Genomic DNA, 22,866 nt, shown 5'->3' with positions numbered 1-22,866 from the left:
AAAGCCTCCAATATGGAGGCTTTTTTGTAAGCGAGATGACGATGAAACAAGTTACAAAAGTGCACTATCATAGTGTGAGTAAAAATTTAGATGTTTATTTTGATGATCACTCTGAAGTTATATTTAGCGCTGAGTTTTTACGGGTACACTCTCCCTCAGCAGAGGTTCAAGGCCATGGATCTGAGCCTATGAAATTAGTACTAAATAAACAAGCAGTGGGCATTAAAACCATTACGCCGGTAGGGCATTACGCGTTACGTTTAGAGTTTGACGATGGCCATAACAGCGGGCTGTTCAGCTGGCAATATTTTGCTAAATTACAAGCTGAACAAACAAGCTTATGGGATACGTATTTAGAGCGTGTTAAACAACATGAAAACAACAAAGACAGCGTACCCATAAAGTTTGTTCCCTAGTATTTAGTCTTTAGTCTGAACTTATACTCTGTGAATGAGAAAAAAGCGGCAATTAAGCCACTTTTTTCTGTTAGTAGTTAAACCTTATATTTTGAAATTGCTTGATGAAGTACCCTTGCTTGCTCAGAGACCTCTTCACTGGTTTGCGCATTAGTTTGTGAGTGAGCCGCAGCCCCCTCTGCAATATCTCGAATACGGACCACGTTTTTATTTACCTCAGAAGCCACCTGACTTTGCTCATCTATAGCAGTAGCAATATGTGTACTCATTTCCATAATAGTTTGCACATCAATGGTAATTGATCCTAGCAGCTCACCCGCTTTTGTTGCTTGTGTAGCACTTTCGCCACCTTGAGTACGACATTGGTGCATGATACTCACAACTTCTTGAGTACGCTGTTGTAGGGTGTTAATAATGCCTTCTATTTCGCTGGTTGACTCCTGCGTACGCTGTGCAAGTGAGCGCACTTCATCTGCAACAACCGCAAAGCCACGACCTTGTTCACCCGCTCTCGCCGCTTCAATGGCAGCATTTAAAGCAAGTAAATTAGTTTGCTCTGCAATCGCACGTATCACATCAAGCACAGAACCTATGGTTTCACCATCTTTTTCTAGCTGAGACACCACGCTGGAAGCTTTACCAAGTGAATCAGATAAGGCATTAATATGCTTAATGGTTGACTCTACTTCAACCTGACCTTGCTGGGCGCTTACATTGGTCGATTCAGCTTTTTTAGCGGCGGCTTCAGTATTGTGTGAAATATCTTGAATCGTTGCCTGCATTTCTGTAGCAGCGGTTGCTACCATATCCGCTTCATGTAATTGCTCTTGCATACCAGAGCTAGTCGCTGAGGTTGTTTCAGATAGGTTCCCTGTTGCTATATTAAGCGTTGTTAGAGCCGTATTTACTTCGTAGATGAGATCTTTAAAGTCACTAATTAAACTATTAAAGTCTATGGTCATCCTCGTTACTTCATCTTTCCCTTTATGCTCTATAAACAAGCTTAAGTCATTGTTTTGTCTTATCTTATCTATTGCTTGATAAACTTTTTCTATAGGTTGGATAATCGAACGACTGGTTAAGTACACAAGCAGCATAACGATGATACTTGCAATTATAAATATGACTATTGCTAATAATTGCGCCTGCTGCGCCGTTTCAGTTACTTGCTCTTTAGTCGCATTAGTGATCAAAGTGACCACTTCATCACTTTTCTTAACACTTATTCTCATTTTCCCTAGGGCACCCGAATTTAAATCGACGCCTAGTTCCACCTGCGCCTCTACCAATGCAGTAAATTTATTTTGGTAGTTGGTCATTAACGAGACCAGATGATTGCGTAAATTATTAGGTAGCTCTGCAGCATTTACTTGTTGTTTTAACTCGCTTGCTAATTTATTAAATCGATCTAAATACTTGGTATCTAAACGTAACATAAAATCTTTTTCAGCTCGGCGTAGCTGTAGCATAGTGGTGAGTAATTGGTAATTATTTTGCTCACTAAGCAATGTTTCTATTTTATGAACTGCTTCTCGCAGCTCGCCATATAAAGCGTCTTTTGGGTGCAACCCGATTTTACGCTGTAGTTTTACAACATTTTGAAAGTCGTCATAGTACTGTTGGGCTAACGTAGAAAATTGATTGACCTGAGCCGTAGCAATATTTAAATCTGCAGATAAAACAGATAGCTTTTCTAGTTTAAATTGTAGTTTTTTATATTCTTGCGCAAATAGCTCTAAACTAGACTCATCTTTGTAAAACAAAAAGTCTTTTTCGTATTTACGCATCGAAAGCTCATGCACATCTAGCTCTTCAGCGTACTGAATAGTTTCATTTAATTTAAGCATAATACGTGCTTCATAAATGATGATGCACAGCATAACAATCATGGCTAAGCCAACGATTAATGCGTTAAATTGTAAACGACGTTTAATCGTTAGATTCTGTAAAAAGTTCATTGTAAATACCTATATTAAATTTGCCAGTTCAGTATAACGTGATGCTTTCTTGTATTAACATAATTTTGTTACATGAAATAAACAATAATGCCTATCATTAAAAACCATAAAAAAGGGCTACCAGTAAAATTTAACCATTAACAAACTCCCTTTATACAAATGGACAATATAATCATCGGCCTAATCACAGTATTGTTTAATTTTTACAGTCTCGCCAATCAGAACTTAAATCTCTCGCACTTAATAAGCGCTCAGTCCATAGCTTTAAAATATTTATTTATAAAGATGACAATTTTATTAAAAAATTATGAGTCGTGTTATTGATTTAGTTCTATTTCTGGCTAAATTTACTGCAATTAAGTCGTTGTTATTGAATATAAGGAGGGTATACTAAGTCACTAACTTATGTATCTTTTGAGGATAAAATAATGGATTACAGCACTTCTGATTTATGTGACCATTTCGCTGATGTGGTTGACGTGCTTGAACCTATGTTCATCAACTTTGGTGGTCGACACAGTTTTGGTGGCCGCATTAAAACGGTAAAATGTTTTGAAAATAATGAACTGATCCGTCAATTGCTTTCTCAAGATGGTACAGATCAGATTTTACTTATTGATGGTGGAGGCTCCACTCGCAGAGCCTTAATTGATATTGAACTGGCTGAGCTGGCACTTGAAAACAATTGGCAAGGTATTATTGTATATGGTGCACTGCGCCATGTTGATGAACTTGAAGAACTGGATTTAGGAATTCAAGCCATTGGATCAATTCCGGTTGCAGCTGACAGTGAAGGCGCGGGTGAAAGCGGCATAGGCGTTAACTTTGCGGGTGTATCATTTTTCGATGATGATTTTGTTTATGCCGACAGTACAGGTATTGTACTTTCTGCTGAAGAATTAGAGCTAGAAATAATAGAACTGTAGCGTGACAGCACACCTTAAAGTATATAACGAAAGCACGCTCAAGCGCATTTGTTCTAACCGTGCAGGTGAACAAAAAGCGTGGCAGTCAATGGCATTACTTGACGCAAACGTTAATATACAACAAGCGCTTACTGATGCTGCACAGTTTGGTATGCGCTTTGTTTTACTGGGCGTTTGCGAAGACATTGGACCTAGAGCCAATTTAGGTAAAGGCGGAGCACAACATGCTTGGCCCGCTTTTTTACAACACTTTTTAAACCAACCTCACAATCACGCTATTGCCATGCAAAAAGTGTTACTCCTTGGCGAAGTAAACCTCGATGACTTAATGGAACAAGCACACCCGCTTGATAACCAAAATCCTCTCGATTTAGACCAATTACGTCAGTTGTGCGCTGAGATTGATGTGCGGGTTGAAGCAATTTTAAGCATGATTTTTAAAGCAGGTCTTGAACCCATCATTATTGGTGGCGGACATAATAACTGCTTAGGTATTATTCGCTCGCTTGCAAAATATAAAAACAGCGCAATTAACGCCATTAATTTAGACCCCCATGCCGACTTTAGAGAGTGTGAAGGCAGACACAGTGGCAATGGTTTTCACTACGCCTATCAAGAGCAGCACCTTAACAGTTACCATGTAATTGGCTTACATGAGCTTAAAAATAATCAACAAATTTTTAATGCGATGCAAAGTGCAAAATTTAGTTTCACCAGCTATCAAGCGATTAATGTTAGGCGAGAAATAAGTTTAACGGAGGCAACTAACAATGCACTAAACGCATTTGATAACGCACCGTTAGGAATAGAAGTTGATTTAGATAGCCTAACCAACATGCCTGCAAGCGCATTTAATTATTGCGGTTTTGATGTTAGCGATGGCGAGCATTATGTTTATTTAGCTGCAAGTAATCATCACAGTGCTTATTTACATTTATGCGAAGCAGCACCGTCACAACATCCTCACTCTCTTGCTGCAGGTAAATTACAATGTGGTCAAGTTATCAGTGCCTTAGTAAATACCTACCTACAAACAAAGCAAAAAATCTAATCTTCCCTAGGGTCTGTCGACCTTTGCGGATTAAAATTTGTTCAAACTAGGGGCTATTTAATCGCGGCGCGAGGTTTGTAACCTAGTGGGCTAAGTAAAAATCGAGCAACAAAGAGTAAATCGCCCCTAGGCAGAACCCGAAGGGCTGCGCCTGTTTGGCATTGATGCTGCGTTATCGCCTATTTATGGGGAATAACCACACCACATAGGCTCTGCCTTGCCTAAATACCAAACAGACTGCTGCAAATTTAACCTTGAAAGATCAACAGACCCTAGTCTTCTTGTGCCTGTAACCACTGTTTAAACCAACTCATTAACCCTAAGCTACTTAAAGGGTGTCCGAAGTAGTAGCCTTGTGAGGCATAAGCTTTCAAACTTTTCACAAATTTAAGTTGGTCCAGTGTTTCAACACCTTCAAAAATAACTTTTGTTTGTTGCTGATTATGCATTTCTACCATACCGCTTACTAAGCTGCGTATATTATTTTGATTACTAAAGTCAGCAGTTAAAGCAGGAGATACCTTAATATACTCCACCGCTAAACTTGGTAATTTAGACAATAATACGGGGTTATCTCCCAAGCCATCAACGCATACTTTTAAACCTAAACTGTTAAGCCTTGCGATCATGGCTCTGCCTTTATCATCTAGGCTGGTAAAAACATGAAGCGGACATTCAATAATTAAATCGCCTGGCCTTAGTTGATGCTCACTAATTACTCCGTAAACAAAATCAACAAACTCTTCATTGAGCATTTCTGGGCCAAATAAATTAACACTCAAAGGTACCGACATCCCTTCCATACGAAGTGCCATGGCTAATTCGCCAGCACGCTCTATAACAAAGGTAGCCAGTGAATAACCAAGCCCTGCAATTCTAATATCATTTATAAATCGGCTTGCCGATAAGGTGCCTTGCGTGGGGTGTTGCCAACGTAATAACAATTCTAAAAATTCAATTTGGCCATCGCCGTTGCGAATAACGGGTTGAAAAAACAGCTCAAACTCATCAGCAAAGCTGATATTCGCAAGCTCTGTTAATCGCGCTTGTTGCTCTAAATGCTCAACCGTCATTTGTTGATGATAAGCCACTATTTGTTTGCTTGGCTGACTATCAAGTGCCAAGTAAGCATGGCTAATTAAATCATCAAAGCTCGTACTTTGTTGATCGCAATGAACATAACTGGCTCTTACCTTTACTTCAATAGTGCAATTAGCCACGTTAAAGGGCTTTAATGTAGCGCCAATAATTTGCTTGATAAGCTGTTGATGTAAATGATTATGGCTTTGTAGATCACAAATAAACGCAAAATTTAACCCGCCTAAATGCGCTAATTTAGCATGCGGAGCAAGGAACAACACTTCATCACTGTCTAGTAAGTCTTTTATTCGATTTGCCGACTGCGACAACAATAAGTCACCAAAATCTCGTCCAATATGCTGATTTACCTGCGCAAACCCCTCAAGCCTTAATACAATAAGTGCGGCTCTGAATGAACCTTCATCAATAAGCTCATTATACTTTTGACGTAACTGTTGTTTATCGGGGAAGCTGGCTAAGGGTGAGTTTTCAACATACACCTCAGGCTCGGTTTGTGGCTTTAAAGGCGTAGTAGCTTTAGGCTCATTATCAGCTAAAAAACCACTGACTGAGAGCAGTAAAATAGCCATGAGCAACCACGCTAAATGCAGCGTAAAAAAGAGATACCCTATTAACAATAAAGCAAGTAATGCGCTTGCACAGGCACTGATAAGAAATGGTTTTTTTTGCTTTTGTAACTTCGCTTGATATAAATTAAAACCAAAACCTAGCGCTAGTAAAATAGCGAGCCAAGGTATTGCGCTACTCACCATAGCTAAGCCAATGAGCCCAGTACATAAAAAGCTGAGTCTCATTACGTTACTTTTAACGGTTAATAGCGTGGCAACCATTGCCATTAAAAGTGCACCACTTAAAAAAATAGCTAAATTGCTGTAGCTCAATAACGTTCCATCCATAGCTGACGTACTCACTGACATTAAATAAAACATAGGTTTAAGAGTTAATTTTATACAAACTAACTAAGTTTACCCAATATCCATAGATTTAACAGTTTATTTACCCCAAACTGATAACTTAATTGTGCAGGATGGTCAATTTGCCAATGAGCTATATCTGCGCGAGCGCCAACTTTTAATACCCCTCTATCAGTAAAACCTAAAGCACGAGCCGCATGTGCTGTTACGCCAGTTAATGCCTGCTCTGGGGTGAAATTAAATAAGGTGCAGGCCATATTCATCATTAATTGCAACGAACACAAGGGTGATGTGCCGGGATTAAAGTCACTGGCGATCGCAATGGGTACTTTGTATTTATTTAACAGCTCAATTGGTGGGTATTTCGTTTCTTTTAAAAAATAAAAAGCCCCAGGCAGTAATACCGCCACAGTGCCTGCGTTTGCCATAGCTTTAACGCCTGCTTCATCAAGGTATTCTAAATGATCAGCCGACAGGCCATTGTATTGTGATACCAGCGCTGCACCGTGTTGATTTGATAATTGCTCGGCATGACACTTGATTGCCAAACCCTGTTTTTTAGCTGCATCAAATACGCGTTGAGTTTGTGCGTAGCTAAAGCCAATGTCTTCACAAAATACGTCAACTGCATCCACTAGGTCATGTTCAACAAGCGTGCTTAGCATTTCATTGCATACCAAATCTATGTAATCATCACTGCGGTTTTTAAACTCCAAAGGTAGCGCATGTGCCCCTAAAAAGGTGTTAACCACTTCAATAGGATGATGTTGATTTAACAGCCTAGCCACCTCCAATATTTTTTTCTCATTGTCTATATCAAGCCCATACCCTGACTTAATTTCAACCGTCGTCACCCCTTCAGCTAACAATGCATTTAAACGCTCTTTTGCTGCTACAAATAACTGTTCGTGGTCAGCCTCTCGGGTTGCTTTAACTGTACTTGCTATTCCCCCTCCCTGCGCTGCTATTTGTTGATAGCTCACGCCCTGCAAACGCTGCTCAAACTCTTGCGCACGAGAACCGGCAAACACTAAATGTGTATGGCAATCAATTAAGCCTGGGGTTAACCATTGTCCTTTTACACTTAATATCGGAGTGGCTAACACATCAAAATTAGGTAAATCAGCTTGTTTACCTAGCCACACTATTTTGCCATTTTTAATAGCTAGCGCCGCATTTTCTATCGCCCCATAAGGCGCATCAATATTGCTATCCATGGTCGCAATGTTGGCATCTGTGAGCAATAAATCGATATCATTTAACTGTTCTGTAGACTCTGTGGCTTGCATAAGTTTCTCCGCGATAATGTTCAAATGAGTTTAACAACACATCTTGTATATACAAGGTAATTATGCCATCTTATTAAGTATTGTTTATTTTTAATACACCAAAAGCGTCTATGCCAACACCTAAATTTACACAAATAAAACAGTTTATTGTGGACAAAATACGCAGTGGGCTTTGGCTTGAAAACCAACGCGTGCCCTCAGAAAATGAACTGGCAAAGCAGTTTGCGGTAAGCAGAATGACCGCACGTCGAGCGTTAAGTGAGCTAACTGATACAGGCATTTTAACCCGTAGCCAAGGGCTAGGTACTTTTGTCGCAAGCTTTAAGTCGCAGTCATCATTACTCGAAATAAAAAACATTGCACATGAAGTCAAAGAGCGAAACGGAAACTACAGCTGCACAGTACAGGTGTTGGAATCAATCAATGCCGTGGCGCCAATTGCTATTGCTTTAGGTGTTGAGGTAGATAGTGTGGTGTATAGAAGTGTCATTATTCATAACGAAAATGACAGTCCCTTGCAAGTTGAAGAACGCTTTGTAAACCCGTTACTTGCCAAGGATTATTTACAACAAGATTTTACCGCTCTCACCCCACACGAATACCTATCAACGGTTGCCCCTTTAACACAAGCAAGGCACACCGTAGAGGCTATTACACCAAGCAGTGAAATGTGCCAATGGCTTAACTTATATAACGAAGAGCCATGCTTACAAGTAATACGCCGCACTTGGTCGATAAACGGGATTGTTAGCTTTGCACGACTTATATCGCCTGGCAGTAAGTATCGCTTGGGCGGGCAATTAACATTTAAAAATAATAATAAAGCGCATAACGCTTAATACTATTTAACAGGAGTGAACAATGAATCATCGACTGGACACACAACGCGAAATACGCGCGCAACATGGCAATAAAATAACCACCAAAAGCTGGCAAACCGAAGCGGCTAAACGCATGCTAATGAATAATTTAGACCCTGATGTTGCAGAGCACCCTCAAGCTCTGGTGGTTTATGGCGGTATTGGCCGTGCTGCACGTGATTGGCCAAGTTATGACAAAATAATTGCCACACTGGAACGCCTTGAAAATGACGAAACTCTATTAGTGCAATCAGGCAAACCTGTGGGTGTATTTAAAACTCATAGCAATGCACCACGGGTATTAATTGCCAATTCTAACCTAGTACCGCACTGGGCAAATTGGGAGCACTTTAACGAGTTAGATAAAAAAGGCTTGATGATGTATGGCCAAATGACCGCTGGGTCTTGGATTTACATTGGCTCTCAAGGCATAGTGCAAGGCACTTACGAAACGTTTGTGGCTATGGCAAAACAGCATTTTGCTGGTAATGCTAAAGGTAAGTGGGTATTAACGGGTGGCCTTGGAGGTATGGGGGGCGCACAACCATTAGCGGCTACTATGGCAGGCTTTAGTGCCTTGGTGGTGGAATGTGATGAAAGCCGTATCGATTTTCGGATAAAAACAGGATATGTCGATGTAAAAGCCACAGATCTTGAGCATGCACTAAAATTAATAACAGATGCTTGCATAAAAGGAGAAGCGCTTTCTGTGGGGTTACTAGGTAACGCCGCCGATGTGTTTAGTACCTTGGTAAAGAGTGGTATTACTCCCGATATAGTTACCGATCAAACCTCAGCTCATGATCCACTTAACGGTTACCTGCCACAAGATTGGAGTATGGAATACGCAGCTAAAATGCGAATCGATAACCCACAAGCAGTTGTAAAAGCGGCTAAACAGTCAATGGCAGTCCAAGTAAAGGCGATGCTGGCACTACAAAAAGCGGGCGCAGCAACAACCGACTATGGCAATAATATTCGTCAAATGGCCCTAGAAGAAGGCGTGAGTAATGCATTTGATTTCCCTGGGTTTGTGCCTGCGTATATTCGTCCATTATTTTGTGAAGGTATTGGTCCATTTAGGTGGGTAGCGCTATCTGGCGATCCTGAAGATATTTATAAAACCGATGCAAAAGTAAAAGAGCTCATTCCAGATGATAAACACCTGCATAATTGGCTTGATATGGCGCGTGAGCGAATTCAATTTCAAGGCTTGCCTGCACGTATTTGTTGGGTCGGTTTACAAGATAGAGCGCGCCTTGCTGTTGCCTTTAACGATATGGTTAAAAGCGGTGAGCTTAAAGCGCCGGTAGTTATTGGACGGGATCATCTCGACTCAGGCTCAGTTGCCAGCCCTAACCGTGAAACTGAAAGTATGAAAGATGGCTCCGACGCGGTCTCCGATTGGCCACTATTAAATGCCCTGCTTAATACCGCAGGCGGTGCTACTTGGGTATCACTTCACCATGGCGGTGGTGTAGGCATGGGGTTTAGCCAGCACTCAGGCGTAGTGATTGTTGCCGATGGTACTGATGAAGCAGAGCAGCGTCTTGCTCGAGTATTATGGAACGATCCCGCCACCGGTGTAATGCGCCATGCTGATGCGGGTTATGAAATTGCAAAAAACTGTGCGCAACAGCAGCAGCTAGACCTACCAATGCTTAATGAGGACAAGTCATGATTTCATATACACTCAAACCGGGTCAGCTTGACTTAAACACGCTAAGAAAAATTAACAAATCAGCCATACACTTAACTCTGGCCAATGATGCACAGGCGCAAATAGCTGCCAGTGCTCAAACAGTCCAAAACGTGATAAACGAACATCGCACTGTATATGGTATTAATACTGGCTTTGGGTTATTGGCCAATACTAAAATCGCTGACGATGAACTCGAACTATTACAACGCAGTATTGTACTTTCACACGCCGCAGGTATTGGTGAGTTAATGGATGACAGCACCGTTAGATTGATGATCACACTAAAAATAAACTCTTTATCGCGCGGTTATTCTGGTATTCGCTTAGCTGTGCTTGAGTTTTTTATGCAGCTGCTTAAAAGTGAAGTTTACCCTTGCGTGCCTAAAAAGGGCTCAGTGGGTGCATCGGGCGATTTAGCACCGCTTGCGCATATGTGTTTGCCTTTATTAGGTGAGGGTAAAATGCGTTATCAAGGTGAGCTGATAAGCGCTACACAAGGGCTAAAAATTGCAGGTCTTGAGCCACTAACATTAGCTGCAAAAGAAGGGTTAGCCTTATTGAATGGCACCCAAGCATCCACTGCATTTGCACTACAAGGCTTATTTAGAGCCGAAGACTTGTACGCACAAAGCTGTGTTATTGGCTCTATCAGTATAGAAGCGGCCATGGGCAGTCGCGCGCCATTTGATGCGCGTATTCATGACATTCGTGGTCAGCAAGGGCAAATAGATACGGCTCACGTATTTAGAGAATTACTCGATAGCCACTCACAAATTAGTGACTCACATATTAATTGTGAAAAAGTACAAGACCCATATTGCCTGCGCTGCCAGCCGCAAGTTCTTGGTGCATGTTTAACCCAAATACGTCAAGCCGCCGAAGTACTACTGTGTGAATCAAACGGAGTAACCGATAACCCTCTCGTATTTGCCGATGTAGGGGATATTATTTCAGGCGGAAACTTTCATGCTGAGCCCGTCGCTATGGCCGCTGATAACCTGGCGATTGCTATTGCTGAAATTGGCGCCTTAGCTGAGCGACGTATTGCTCTATTGATTGACTCTAATTTATCTAAATTACCGCCATTTTTAGTAAAAAACGGTGGGGTAAATTCAGGATTTATGATTGCTCAAGTCACCGCGGCTGCACTGGCCTCTGAAAACAAATCCTTAGCACACCCTGCTTCGGTAGATAGCTTACCGACTTCAGCAAATCAGGAAGACCATGTTTCTATGGCAACGTTTGCAGCACGACGACTGGTTGATATGGCTAATAATACGCAGGGCGTACTGGCCATAGAATGGCTAAGTGCTGCCCAAGGGCTTGAGTTTAGAGCACCACTACGCGCGTGTGATAAAGTAGAAAGTGCCAAAGCACTGCTACGCCAACATGTTAGCTATTACGACAAAGACCGGTATTTTGCTCCCGATATTGAAGCGGCCAACACGCTACTAAGTGAAGGTAAGTTGTGTGACTTCATAAGCCACTCCCCCTTACCTTCTTATTAAATACCATACTGATAACTAAAACCCAGTGCTTCTATCGCTGAGCCAATAACTTTGCGCTCAGCGACCTCATTACTACTAAAGCTCGGCATTTGTGTGCCATACAGCTCACACTTTTGCGCATAATAATCTGCTTTAGTCGGGTGCGCTGGGTTCACCACGTTATAAATGCTCTGTCCTTGCGACCAGTTATTAAGGACCACATAAATAGCATTGATCACATCTTGTTGATGCACCATATTCACTACTTGCTGACTAGAGGTATTGAGTTCTTTACCCGCCACAAAACGACCAGGCTCTCTATTTGGCCCCAACAATCCGGCTAAGCGAAGCACTTTACCTTGCTGTTCAAGCACTTGCTCTTCAGCGTCATACAGCTTTATTTGTCGCTCATTAGTGCCTGATATATCGCTGCTTTCACTATAAACGCCAGGTTCTTGATCATATACCCCAGTCGATGAGCACAATAAAAAGCCTTTGCAATTAAGCTCAGTTGCCAGCTTTAACGCCTGCTCAAGCACTTGCGGATAATCACTTTCGCTATCTCGACTGCGAGGCGGGATTGCACAGACCCAATACGCATTTTGTAAATCAACTTGGTGCTGCAACTCACCGTTTTGTAAAACAAACTGACGTTCAAAATCAAATTGATGAGTGTCACTTCGATGAGTCCCCTGCACTTGCCAACCTTGTTTTTGTGCATCAATACATAAGGCTTGGCCAAGCCAGCCAGCGCCAAGAACGACTAAATTATCTTTGTTGGTTTGCACTTTATTTACCCTTATTAAAACTCAATCAACGCGTTTTATAGCGATAAAAAATATAATTAACTTTATGCGACTAAAAATAATATTAGCAAACGCTGGTTGCAGAAGATATTAACACACGCTTTTTTTGCAATTAGTAATCTCTTTAATGATACCGCAACCATTCATTACATACCTGCAGATAAAGCGTATGACTTAAGTGACTTATCGAGAGTAATATATAAAACGATTGCTCAATTTAAGCTTTAAAAAACGATGGCTGCTAACAAGGCGTTTAAGGGTGAAATTTAAGCGCTTTGCTCTTGTTTTTAATTTATTCAGCACCATATCTTTAGGGTCTGTTTATCTGCAGTTTGAATCAAGTTTCGTTACATAACGCTATTTTTATGAGCGAGATCTCATTTTTCTGTTTTAAATGAAGATCTTTTTATTGAGGTAGTTTGATGTTTAGCAGAGTCTGGTATAGTAGCGCAGGTAATAAACAGTGCTTTTTAAGCAGCTTAATACAAAATTGCTAATTAATGTGTCCTAAAGGTTAATTTAAAGAATACATTAATTATCAATTGTAAAAAATGGGTTAGCCGATGCACGGCTAGCAAAAAAACACATTGTAACGGTTTTATCATGATATCTAATTTATTTACCAAGATTTTTGGTAGTCGCAATGACCGCACTATTAAAAACCTAAGAAAGACGGTCGCACTGATCAATGCACTTGAAACGCAGCTAGAAGCGCTTTCAGATGAAGATTTAAAAGCTAAAACAGCCGAGTTTAGAGAGCGTTACGATAACGGACAAAGCTTAGGCGATATTCTACCAGAAGCATTTGCAGTGGTACGTGAAGCATCAAAACGTGTAAACGGTATGCGTCATTTCGACGTGCAGTTATTAGGTGGTATGGTTTTACACCAAGGTCGTATCGCAGAAATGCGTACCGGTGAAGGTAAAACACTCACAGCGACACTGCCGGCTTATTTAAATGGTTTAACAGGTAAAGGTGTTCATGTCATTACCGTGAATGACTACTTGGCCAAACGTGATGCTGAAACCAATCGCCCATTATTTGAATTTTTAGGGTTAACCGTAGGCTGTAATGTTCCGGGCATGATGCCACAACAGAAAAAACAAGCTTATGCAGCTGACATCACTTACGGTACCAATAACGAATTTGGTTTTGATTACCTGCGTGACAACATGGCATTTAGTATTGATGAGCGCGTACAACGCCCATTATTTTATGCTGTAGTGGATGAAGTGGATTCAATCCTTATTGATGAAGCACGTACGCCACTGATTATTTCTGGTCCCGCTGAAGATAGCTCTGAGCTATACACTGAAATAAATACCATTGTTCCTTTACTTGAACTACAAGAAAAAGAAGATGAGGAAGGGATTGAAGGCGATGGCGATTTCACCATCGATGAAAAATCTAAGCAAGTTCATCTTACTGAGCGTGGGCAAATAAAAGTTGAAGAGTTACTTACCGAGCGCGGTCTAATTGAAGAAGGTGATTCACTGTACTCAGCAGCGAGCATCACGCTACTTAGTCACGTTTATGCAGCTCTTCGTGCGCACAAGCTTTACCAAAAAGATGTTGACTACGTTATTAAAGAAAACGAAGTTATCATTATTGATGAACACACAGGTCGCTCTATGGAAGGACGTCGTTGGTCAGAAGGTTTACACCAAGCTGTAGAGGCAAAAGAAGGTGTGAAAATTCAAAACGAGAACCAAACATTAGCCTCTATTACGTTCCAAAATTACTTCCGATTGTACGAAACGCTAGCAGGTATGACAGGCACAGCCGACACAGAAGCGTTTGAGTTTCAGTCTATCTACGGTTTAGACACTGTGGTTATGCCAACCAATAAACCAATGATCCGCGATGATCGCGCTGATTTAGTTTACTTAACGCAAGAAGAAAAGTACGAAGCGATTTTAGCAGACATTAAAGACTGTCAAGAACGTGGTCAGCCGGTACTTGTAGGTACTATCTCAATTGAAAGCTCTGAGTACTTATCGCAGTTTTTACGCAAAGAAAAAATTAAGCACAACGTACTTAATGCTAAATTCCACGCACAAGAAGCAGACATTGTTTCTGATGCGGGCTTACCAGGCACAGTCACCATTGCCACTAACATGGCCGGTCGTGGTACCGATATTGTACTGGGTGGTAATTGGAACAGCGAAGTTGAAAAACTTGAGAACCCAACTGACGAACAAATTGCTGAAATAAAAGCAGCATGGAAAATTCGCCATGATGCGGTAATTGATGCTGGCGGCTTACACATTATTGGTACTGAGCGTCATGAATCACGTCGTATTGATAACCAATTACGTGGTCGTTCTGGCCGTCAAGGTGATGCCGGTTCAAGCCGTTTCTACCTATCGATGGACGATGCGTTAATGCGTATTTTTGCTGGTGAGCGCATGACTAATATGATGCGTAAACTAGGTATGCAACGTGGTGAAGCGATTGAACATCCATGGGTTAACCGCGCAATCGAAAACGCTCAGCGTAAAGTAGAAGCACGTAACTTTGATGTGCGTAAACAGCTACTTGAGTACGATGATGTAGCAAACGACCAACGTCGTGTTGTTTACTCTCAACGTAATGAATTGCTTGAAGAAGGTGATATTTCAGAAACGATTACTGCTATCCGTGGTGATGTGCTCGCTGGTGTGATTGATCAATACATTGCTCCACAAAGCTTGGCTGAAATGTGGGATATACCAGGACTTGAAGAACGCTTAAAACAAGACTTCTTAATTGAGTTACCAATTACTCAGTGGTTAGCTGATGACAATAAACTGTACGAAGAAAAACTGCGTGAGCGTATTGAAGAAGCGGTTGAACAAGCTTACAAGCAAAAAGAAGAAATGGTTGGCGATTCTGTACTACGTCAGTTTGAAAAAGCCATTATGCTTCAAAGTCTTGACCAACATTGGAAAGACCATCTTGCTGCAATGGATCACTTACGCCAAGGTATTCACTTACGTGGTTATGCACAAAAGAATCCTAAGCAAGAGTACAAACGTGAGTCGTTTGAATTGTTCTCTGAAATGCTAGAAAACTTAAAAGTCGATGTCGTCGGTATTTTAAGTAAAGTGCAAGTTCGCGCTGAAGAAGATGTTGAAAAAGTAGAAGAGCAACACCGTAAAAGTGAAAATGCCCCTCGCGAATATCAACATGAAGAAGCAGAGCACGTAGGTGGTGAAGCACCACAAAGCGCTCAGGTTATGGCGCGTAGCGAGCCAAAAGTGGGTCGTAACGATCCATGTCCATGTGGTTCAGGTCAAAAATACAAACAATGTTGTGGTAAATTAAAATAACACCACTTTGTTAAGTTAGATAAAAAGCGACGCTTGCGTCGCTTTTTTTATGCTATTTAAGGGAGAGATAATGACTAAAGTAATCATCAATGTTGCTGTGGGTGTAATTAAAAAAAACAACAATGTGTTTATTTGTAAACGTGCAGATGAACAGCACCAAGGCGGCTTATGGGAATTTCCAGGCGGAAAAATTGAAGCCGGAGAAAGTGTTTTTCAAGCACTGAAGCGCGAATTATTTGAAGAAGTAGGACTGACTATTCATAGCTCAAGCGAACTTGTCACTATAGAGCACGACTATGGCGATAAATGCGTACGACTTAATGTACACGTGGTCAGTAACTTTAATGGTCAAGCTCATGGCGCAGAAGGGCAACCAAGCGAATGGGTAAGTATAGACGAACTTGATAACTATGATTTTCCTGCAGCCAATGTCGAGATTATCAGCGCCATAAAAACGAAATATAGCTAGTTTTATCATCAGGTATAAAAGTAACTAAAAAGCCAGTGAGCATCATGCTCACTGGCTTTTTATTTTGCGATTAGTGGGGCTAACCGCTTAAGCTAATTTCAGCTTAAATTACCAAATTTTTACGCGATCTTCAGGCTTGATATACATTTTATCGCCCTCTTTAACATCAAACGCTTGGTAAAATTCCGGCATATTCGACAAAATACCAATCACGCGATAATGACTCGGTGAATGTGAATCGGTCATTAAACGATTGCGCAATGCTTCATCACGGTATTTACGACGCCAAATTTGCGACCAGCCCATAAAGAAGCGTTGGTCGCCCGTATAGCCTTCAATAATGGGCGCTTTAGAATCACCCAGCGATAATTGATACGCTTTATAAGCGACGGTTAAGCCGCCTAAATCACCAATGTTTTCACCCAGTGTCAGCTCACCATTAACGCTGGCATCTTCAAACGGTTTATATTGATTATACTGCGCAACTAAGGCAGCACTTCGCTGTTCAAACTGCTTAAGGTCTGACTCGCTCCACCAATTACGTAAATTGCCATCACCGTCGTATTTTGCACCTTGGTCATCAAAGCCATGGCCTAACTCATGGCCAATAACCGCACCAATAGCACCATAGTTAACCGCATCATCTGCTTCTAAATTAAAGAAAGGAGGCTGCAGAATCGCCGCAGGGAATACTATTTCGTTATTCACTGGGTTGTAGTAAGCATTCACTGTTTGTGGCGTCATATGCCACTCAGAGCGATCAACTGGCTTACCTAATTTAGCAATCATATCTGCATAAGCCCACTCACTGTAGCGAATATAGTTACCTACTAGTTCATCAGGATTAATTACTAAATCTGAATAATCTTTCCATTTATCTGGGTAACCAATTTTAGGCGTAAACTTATCCAGCTTTTCTTGCGCCGCAACTTTTGTTTCAGGGCTCATCCACTCAAGGTTTTCAATTGCCACTGAATAGCCTTTAATCACGTTATCAACTAATTCTTCCATGCGCGCTTTCGCTTCTGGCGGGAAGTTTTCTTTAACGTAGACTTTACCTAAAATTTCACCCAGTACACTGTTTGATGAATCAACGGCTTGCTTCCAAAGTGGCGCTTGCTCTTCAACACCACGCAATGTGGTGCTGTAAAAATTAAATTTCAAATCCACTAAGTCTTTATTTAGCAACTGCGCGTAATTACTAACGAAATGGAATTTTAAGTAGTTTTGCCAAACCGATAAGTCTGTATTTTTGAAAATGTCTGCAAATTTTTCAAAGTAACTTGGTTGGCGCACAATCAACTCTTGGGCATCAACACCAACGGCTTCAAAGTAAGCACTTAAATCAAAATCTCCCATTAACGTGTTAGCTTCAGCTACTGACATTTTATTATATGATTTTGTTGCATCACGACTTTGTACCCGACTCCACTGTGCCTCAGCAAGTGTCGTTTCAAGGGCAAGTATCGCTTTGGCTGCATCCGCGGCATTATTAACGCCAGCTTTAGCTAAAATATCGGTAATATAGGTTTGATATGCCGCGCGAATTTTTGTGAATTTTTCATCATCTTTTAAATAATAATCACGGTCAGGTAAACCAAGTCCCGCTTGATAGGCATAAAGCGCATTTTCACTTGAGTTTTTAGCGTCATTATTAACATACCAGCCAAAAGGAAGATCTCCGCCTTTAACTTGTAGCTGTGCCATCAGTGTGACCAACGCGGCTTTATCTTTTACTGTATCAATGCTTTTAATAGCTGGCTCAAGTGGTAACATCCCTAACTCTTCACGAGCATTTTCAGCCATGTAGCTAGTATAAAATGCGCCGATCTTATATTCATCTGAACCTGGCTTTGCGCTGCTATTGGTACTGGCATTTTCTAGTACTGTTTTCATTGCTTTTTGCGATTCATCATATAACTGTGAGAACGACCCATAGTTTGACTTATCGCCAGGGATTTCAGTTTTTTCTAACCATTTACCGTTTACGTGGTAGTAAAAATCATCCTGTGCACGAACACTTTTATCGATATTTTGTAAATCAACACCTAAGGCACCAGGGGTTGCTACCGGTGCGGTTACTGTTGTTGCTTCTGCTTGCATTTCTTGTGGCTTTTCGCCGCAACCAACCAAACCTAACGCCAATGCAATACTGGCGGCAGTCATTGTTATTTTTTTCATAAGAATTCCGTATATTAATTAGAATAAATACGCATTTCATTAAGATTTGATAACTCAAAAAAACAACAATAGGATGCAGTCTATTATCTGCTTAATGAAATACGCATCAGCTACAACCTAATTTAGGAAGTACTAACTAGGCATCATAAACCTGATTTAAATAACAATAAAATCGAATATGTAACAAAGTATTTTAAAGCCAGCAAAACAAACCGAGCAAGGTGTTAAATGGTATTTAATTAAGGTTTATTTTTACCATGTAAAGCTAAGCGTTGAAGCTTTTCTTTTAATGACGGTGGAGCAGAATCGGCGATCGCATTTAAATAATCAGCCGTTTGTTCACTCATTTTAAGGGAGTTCGTTGGTTTGCCATCAGCCACTTTAAGTCGAGTGCTTAACCGTTGAGTTGCCTGTGGATTGGCAGTAATTTTTATTTGCCCAAGCTCGGCCATACCCGCGGCTCTAAAATGCGATTGCATGTCCATTTTTAAATAATTAAGCCTAAGGGCAATAGGTGCAGAAACGGCTTCTATCATTAAGGTGCCGTCACGGTAATTACTTACTCGGCACTTTTCACCTAACTTAGGGCCTAAGAAATCGCGCAACAATTGTTGCTGTGTATCCAGTGCTTGGCTTTTTCCCGCATAGGCTGCTAAGCGGTTGTTCAGCCCAGCCATAATATCGGTTAACGGTTTTGGCGCATATCTATCTTTAGCCATATCACACCTTAGAAACATCAAAAGAAAGCTTGCTTAAATTAAGCTTAATTTAAGCAAGCAAAGTGGGTTTATACCAATTCACTGAAATAAATATTATTGCGGATGGGTATTAAGCACCTGCTACTTGCATTTGTTCAATCAGTACTGAACCAGTCTGAATCCCGCCGCGACGCTCTATATCGCCACCTATAGCGGAAATACCTTTGAACATATCTTTTAAATTACCAGCAATCGTAATTTCGCTTACTGGGTATTGTATTTCCCCATTTTCAACCCAAAAACCAGCCGCACCGCGAGAGTAGTCACCGGTTACGGTATTCACGCCCTGCCCCATCAATTCTGTAACTAATAAGCCCGTACCCATGGTTTTTAATAATGCAGTTAAATCTTGATGCGTCTGTTCTACTAACCAATTATGAATACCGCCAGCGTGCCCTGTTGGGGTCATATTCATTTTACGTGCAGCATAGCTTGCTAATAAATACGTTTGTAACTCGCCACCGTGAATTATTTCTCTGTCGAGAGTTTTAACCCCTTCGCTATCAAATGGCGATGATGCTAAGCCTTTAAGTAAGTGCGGACGCTCTGAAATATTAACGGTTTTGCTAAATACCTGCGTGCCTAAGCTATCCAATAAAAAGCTGGATTTACGATACAGTGCGCCACCACCAATTGCTGATACCAAATGGCCAAACAATGAATTAGCAATATCGGCTCTAAAAATAACCGGCACTTTCATGGTGCCTAGTTTTTGGCTGTTTAGTTTTGCTAGGGTTTCTGCTGCAGCTTCAAGTCCAACACTTGCAGCATCTTTTAACCCCGCTTGATCGCGAGAAATCGTGTAGGCTGAGTCGCGCTGCATATGCTCGCCCTCTTTACCTATCACCATAGTGCTTATGCTGTGGCGAGTACGTGGAAAGCCGGCAATTAAACCATGGCTGTTACCATATACTCGCAAACCTTGATGCGATGAAAAGCTAGCGCCATCTGAATTCACAATTCGCTCATCGGCGTTTAATGCGGCTTGCTCTGCGGCATGACATAAATCAATCCCTTGCTCTGGGCTTACATCCCAAGGATGAAACAAGTCTAGATCTTTAGGGGCAAACTCAAGCAGTTCTTTATCAGCAATGCCATTACATGGATCGTCTGAAGTGAATTTAGCAATATCGATGGCTTTTTCGACCACAGCACGTAATGTTTTAGGATTTAAATCAGCCGTTGATGCCGAGCCTTTGTTATTGCCAACATACACGCTAATACCTAAACCACCGTCTTGATTAAACTCAATGGTTTCTACCTCCCCCATGCGCGTACTTACCGACAGCCCCGAAGTGCTAGACATAGCAGCTTCTGCAGCGGTAGCACCTAGTTTTTTAGCATGTTCAAGTACTTCTGATACAGCGTCTTTTACTTGAGAGATTTGCGAATAAATTGGATCTTGGTGTTGGCTTTTCATAAATTCTGTCCTGAGCCCTGAAGGCCATATTGCACACATTTTTTATATTTAAATGCTAACACACTCACTGCACCACATCAGCTAATATTAATCACTAAAAGAATCGCGTATAATAGATGAAGTTATTTTTATTTAAGAGCACCCCATGGCGAAGAAAAAAGGCAAGCCTGCTGAAATTGAAGAAGAAATTATATATGTATCAAAAAGTGAACTTAAGCGCGAAGCGCAAGAGTTTCATCAGTTAGGATCTGAAATTGCCAAAATGGGTAAAAAGCAGCGTGAACGCCTGCCGCTCAATGATGACTTAAAAGAAGCAATGGTGGTTGCTGATAAAATAAGTAATAAAAGTGATGCTTACCGCCGACATTTAAATTACATCGCAAAAACCCTTCGTACAGTAGAAAATATTGAAGAAATTAAAGCGATCATTGATGTCATGCTTAATAAAAATAACCAAGCTGAGGTTATGATCAAAAAAATTGAGCAACTGCGCAGTGATTTAATTGAACAAGGCGATGACTTAATCAACGAAACAATTGAACAATATCCAGCTCTTGAGCGCCAAAAAATGCGCCAAATGGTGCGTAATGCTGCCAAAGAAGTAAAAGCCGAAAAACCAGCGAGAAGCTACAAAGAGTTATTTCAGTACTTAAAAGACGCCATAATGTAACGCAGCCGCGTTATATATTAAAAAGGTGCTGCGGCACCTTTTTTTGTTGTAGATCAAAACCTCCTCCTCTTTGCTTTTTTACAATACGCAGCAACTTAAAAGATAAGGTGCGCGTGATGATTAAACTTCCTCAATGGGATCAAACTTTAATAAACAAATACAATGTATCGGGCCCGCGTTATACGTCTTACCCGACCGCACTTTCGTTAGCTGATGGTTATCAGCAACAAGATTTGATTAGCGCTATTGAATCATCGCAAACCCGTTCGTTGTCTTTATATATTCATATTCCTTTTTGTAGTCAGCTTTGTTATTACTGTGGCTGTAATAAAGTCATTACTCGCCACCAATCTAAAGCCGATACCTACCTAGACTTTTTAGCTAAAGAAATTGCAGCACAAGCGCCGCTGTTTCAAGATTATCGGGTTGAGCAATTACATTTGGGGGGCGGCACACCAACTTTTTTAACCGCAGCGCAAATGACGCGCTTAGTAACGCTACTAGAGCAACACTTTAACTTTAGCGATACCTGCGAGCGCGGTATCGAAATCGACCCTCGCTCACTGGCTGACAATATGCTGGTTGATTTAAGCGAGTTGGGGTTTAATCGTGTGTCATTTGGTATTCAAGATTTTAATGATCAGGTTCAGCTGGCTGTTAATCGCCCTCAGCATGTTGATGAGGTAAAGCAATTAATTACCCAAGCAAAACAGTTGGGCTTTAAATCAATTAATGCTGATATGATTTATGGCCTGCCACTACAAACACCTGAGAGCTTTACACAAACGATTGAGCAACTTATTGCCTTAAACCCTGACCGCGTTTCAGTATTTAACTACGCTCATTTACCAGAACGTTTTGCCGCCCAACGTAAAATTAAAGACGCCGATTTACCCAGTGCGCATAATAAGCTCACCATGTTTAAAAATACCCTAGAGCAAATGACGCAGGCGGGCTATCAATTTATAGGTATGGATCACTTTGCAAAAGTTGATAATGAGCTAGCCATTGCACAAAATACGAATCAGCTGCATCGTAATTTTCAAGGCTACACCACTCATGGCGAGTGCGACTTATTGGGCTTAGGTGTCTCGTCTATTTCACAAATAGGCACAGCGATATTACAAAATAAAAAAGAGTTAAAACATTATTATCAAGCAGTTGATGAGCAAGCAGGCAGTGCCATTAATAAAGGCATGCATTTAACCCAAGATGATCTTATTCGCGCCGATGCGATTAAGCAGCTTATTTGCCAGTTTGAGCTTGATATGAGCGTATTCGCTAACAGACATAAAATCAGCTTTAATGACTACTTTCAAGATGCTTTAGAGGCACTCGCACCATTAATTGCCGATGAAATGGTAACAATAGAAAACAACCTAATTAGCGTAACACCAAAAGGGAATTTATTTATTCGTATTATTTGTATGTGCTTTGATGCGCATTTACAAAAACAGATAAATGCCACTCGCTTCTCACGCGTTATATAATTTAAAACTAGCACGCATAAAAAAAAGCAGACCAAGGTCTGCTTTTTTTATATATG

17 protein-coding genes are annotated in these 22,866 nt (G+C 41.0%); 10 read left to right on the top strand and 7 right to left on the bottom strand.

The window, feature by feature from the left end:
* Positions 1 to 41: 41 nt before the first annotated feature.
* Positions 42 to 416 (top strand): gamma-butyrobetaine hydroxylase-like domain-containing protein, encoded by a 375-nt coding sequence (locus PSM_RS01465; RefSeq protein WP_013463898.1) that lies wholly within the window; start codon positions 42 to 44, stop codon positions 414 to 416.
* A 77-nt stretch (positions 417 to 493) separates the two neighbouring features.
* Here the strand turns inward: PSM_RS01465 and PSM_RS01460 are convergent, their stop codons facing one another.
* Positions 494 to 2,374 carry a methyl-accepting chemotaxis protein gene (locus PSM_RS01460; RefSeq protein WP_013463897.1) on the bottom strand — a complete coding sequence of 627 codons (1,881 nt, stop codon included), beginning with the start codon at positions 2,372 to 2,374 and terminating at the stop codon, positions 494 to 496.
* 428 nt (positions 2,375 to 2,802) lie between these two features.
* On the opposite strand from PSM_RS01460, the gene rraA reads away from it, so the two are divergent.
* Positions 2,803 to 3,300 carry a ribonuclease E activity regulator RraA gene (gene rraA / locus PSM_RS01455; protein WP_008115004.1) on the top strand — a complete coding sequence of 166 codons (498 nt, stop codon included), beginning with the start codon at positions 2,803 to 2,805 and terminating at the stop codon, positions 3,298 to 3,300.
* A 1-nt stretch (position 3,301) separates the two neighbouring features.
* Complete coding sequence (locus PSM_RS01450; protein ID WP_013463896.1) at positions 3,302 to 4,351, top strand: formimidoylglutamase; 1,050 nt, start codon at positions 3,302 to 3,304, stop codon at positions 4,349 to 4,351.
* A gap of 272 nt (positions 4,352 to 4,623) precedes the next feature.
* Here the strand turns inward: PSM_RS01450 and PSM_RS01445 are convergent, their stop codons facing one another.
* Together PSM_RS01445 and hutI are read right to left on the bottom strand one after the other, a co-directional pair.
* Entirely contained in the window at positions 4,624 to 6,348 is a 1,725-nt protein-coding gene (locus tag PSM_RS01445; RefSeq protein WP_013463895.1) for a GGDEF domain-containing phosphodiesterase, read from the bottom strand.
* Positions 6,349 to 6,407: 59 nt separating this feature from the next.
* Positions 6,408 to 7,655, bottom strand: coding sequence for an imidazolonepropionase (gene hutI / locus PSM_RS01440; RefSeq protein ID WP_013463894.1), 1,248 nt, complete (start codon positions 7,653 to 7,655; stop codon positions 6,408 to 6,410).
* A gap of 110 nt (positions 7,656 to 7,765) precedes the next feature.
* Here hutI and hutC point away from each other — a divergent pair, with 110 nt between their 5' ends.
* Genes hutC through hutH form a run of 3 tightly spaced genes read left to right on the top strand, consistent with a single transcriptional unit; the run spans position 7,766 to position 11,725 of the window.
* Complete coding sequence (gene hutC / locus PSM_RS01435) at positions 7,766 to 8,494, top strand: histidine utilization repressor (protein ID WP_013463893.1); 729 nt, start codon at positions 7,766 to 7,768, stop codon at positions 8,492 to 8,494.
* Between the two features lie 22 nt (positions 8,495 to 8,516).
* Positions 8,517 to 10,196 (top strand): urocanate hydratase, encoded by a 1,680-nt coding sequence (gene hutU, locus PSM_RS01430; protein WP_013463892.1) that lies wholly within the window; start codon positions 8,517 to 8,519, stop codon positions 10,194 to 10,196.
* Positions 10,193 to 11,725, top strand: a complete 1,533-nt coding sequence (hutH, locus tag PSM_RS01425) for a histidine ammonia-lyase (protein WP_013463891.1) — start codon at positions 10,193 to 10,195, stop codon at positions 11,723 to 11,725. Before hutU ends, hutH begins: the two co-directional genes overlap by 4 nt.
* On the opposite strand, the gene PSM_RS01420 is transcribed toward hutH, so the two are convergent.
* On the bottom strand, positions 11,722 to 12,492 hold the full coding sequence (locus PSM_RS01420; RefSeq protein ID WP_013463890.1) for an NADP-binding protein: 771 nt from the start codon (positions 12,490 to 12,492) through the stop codon (positions 11,722 to 11,724). The genes hutH and PSM_RS01420 overlap by 4 nt on opposite strands.
* Before the next feature lie 621 nt (positions 12,493 to 13,113).
* On the opposite strand from PSM_RS01420, the gene secA reads away from it, so the two are divergent.
* Entirely contained in the window at positions 13,114 to 15,822 is a 2,709-nt protein-coding gene (secA, locus tag PSM_RS01415; RefSeq protein ID WP_013463887.1) for a preprotein translocase subunit SecA, read from the top strand.
* Positions 15,823 to 15,892: 70 nt separating this feature from the next.
* Positions 15,893 to 16,291, top strand: a complete 399-nt coding sequence (gene mutT, locus PSM_RS01410; RefSeq protein ID WP_013463886.1) for an 8-oxo-dGTP diphosphatase MutT — start codon at positions 15,893 to 15,895, stop codon at positions 16,289 to 16,291.
* Positions 16,292 to 16,399: 108 nt separating this feature from the next.
* On the opposite strand, the gene PSM_RS01405 is transcribed toward mutT, so the two are convergent.
* The 3 genes from PSM_RS01405 to pmbA all read right to left on the bottom strand — a co-directional run bounded on the left by PSM_RS01405 (position 16,400) and on the right by pmbA (position 20,650).
* Positions 16,400 to 18,472 carry a M13 family metallopeptidase gene (locus PSM_RS01405; RefSeq protein ID WP_013463885.1) on the bottom strand — a complete coding sequence of 691 codons (2,073 nt, stop codon included), beginning with the start codon at positions 18,470 to 18,472 and terminating at the stop codon, positions 16,400 to 16,402.
* A 239-nt stretch (positions 18,473 to 18,711) separates the two neighbouring features.
* Complete coding sequence (locus PSM_RS01400) at positions 18,712 to 19,191, bottom strand: DUF721 domain-containing protein (RefSeq protein ID WP_013463884.1); 480 nt, start codon at positions 19,189 to 19,191, stop codon at positions 18,712 to 18,714.
* Between the two features lie 109 nt (positions 19,192 to 19,300).
* Positions 19,301 to 20,650 (bottom strand): metalloprotease PmbA, encoded by a 1,350-nt coding sequence (gene pmbA / locus PSM_RS01395; protein WP_013463883.1) that lies wholly within the window; start codon positions 20,648 to 20,650, stop codon positions 19,301 to 19,303.
* Between the two features lie 145 nt (positions 20,651 to 20,795).
* On the opposite strand from pmbA, the gene yjgA reads away from it, so the two are divergent.
* Together yjgA and hemN are read left to right on the top strand one after the other, a co-directional pair.
* Entirely contained in the window at positions 20,796 to 21,320 is a 525-nt protein-coding gene (yjgA, locus tag PSM_RS01390; protein WP_013463882.1) for a ribosome biogenesis factor YjgA, read from the top strand.
* A 116-nt stretch (positions 21,321 to 21,436) separates the two neighbouring features.
* Positions 21,437 to 22,810, top strand: a complete 1,374-nt coding sequence (gene hemN / locus PSM_RS01385; RefSeq protein WP_013463881.1) for an oxygen-independent coproporphyrinogen III oxidase — start codon at positions 21,437 to 21,439, stop codon at positions 22,808 to 22,810.
* The last annotated feature ends 56 nt before the right edge of the window (positions 22,811 to 22,866 follow it).

The sequence above is a fragment of the Pseudoalteromonas sp. SM9913 genome (assembly GCF_000184065.1).
Lineage (GTDB): Bacteria > Pseudomonadota > Gammaproteobacteria > Enterobacterales > Alteromonadaceae > Pseudoalteromonas > Pseudoalteromonas tetraodonis.
This window is presented reverse-complemented; position numbering and strand designations above follow the sequence as displayed.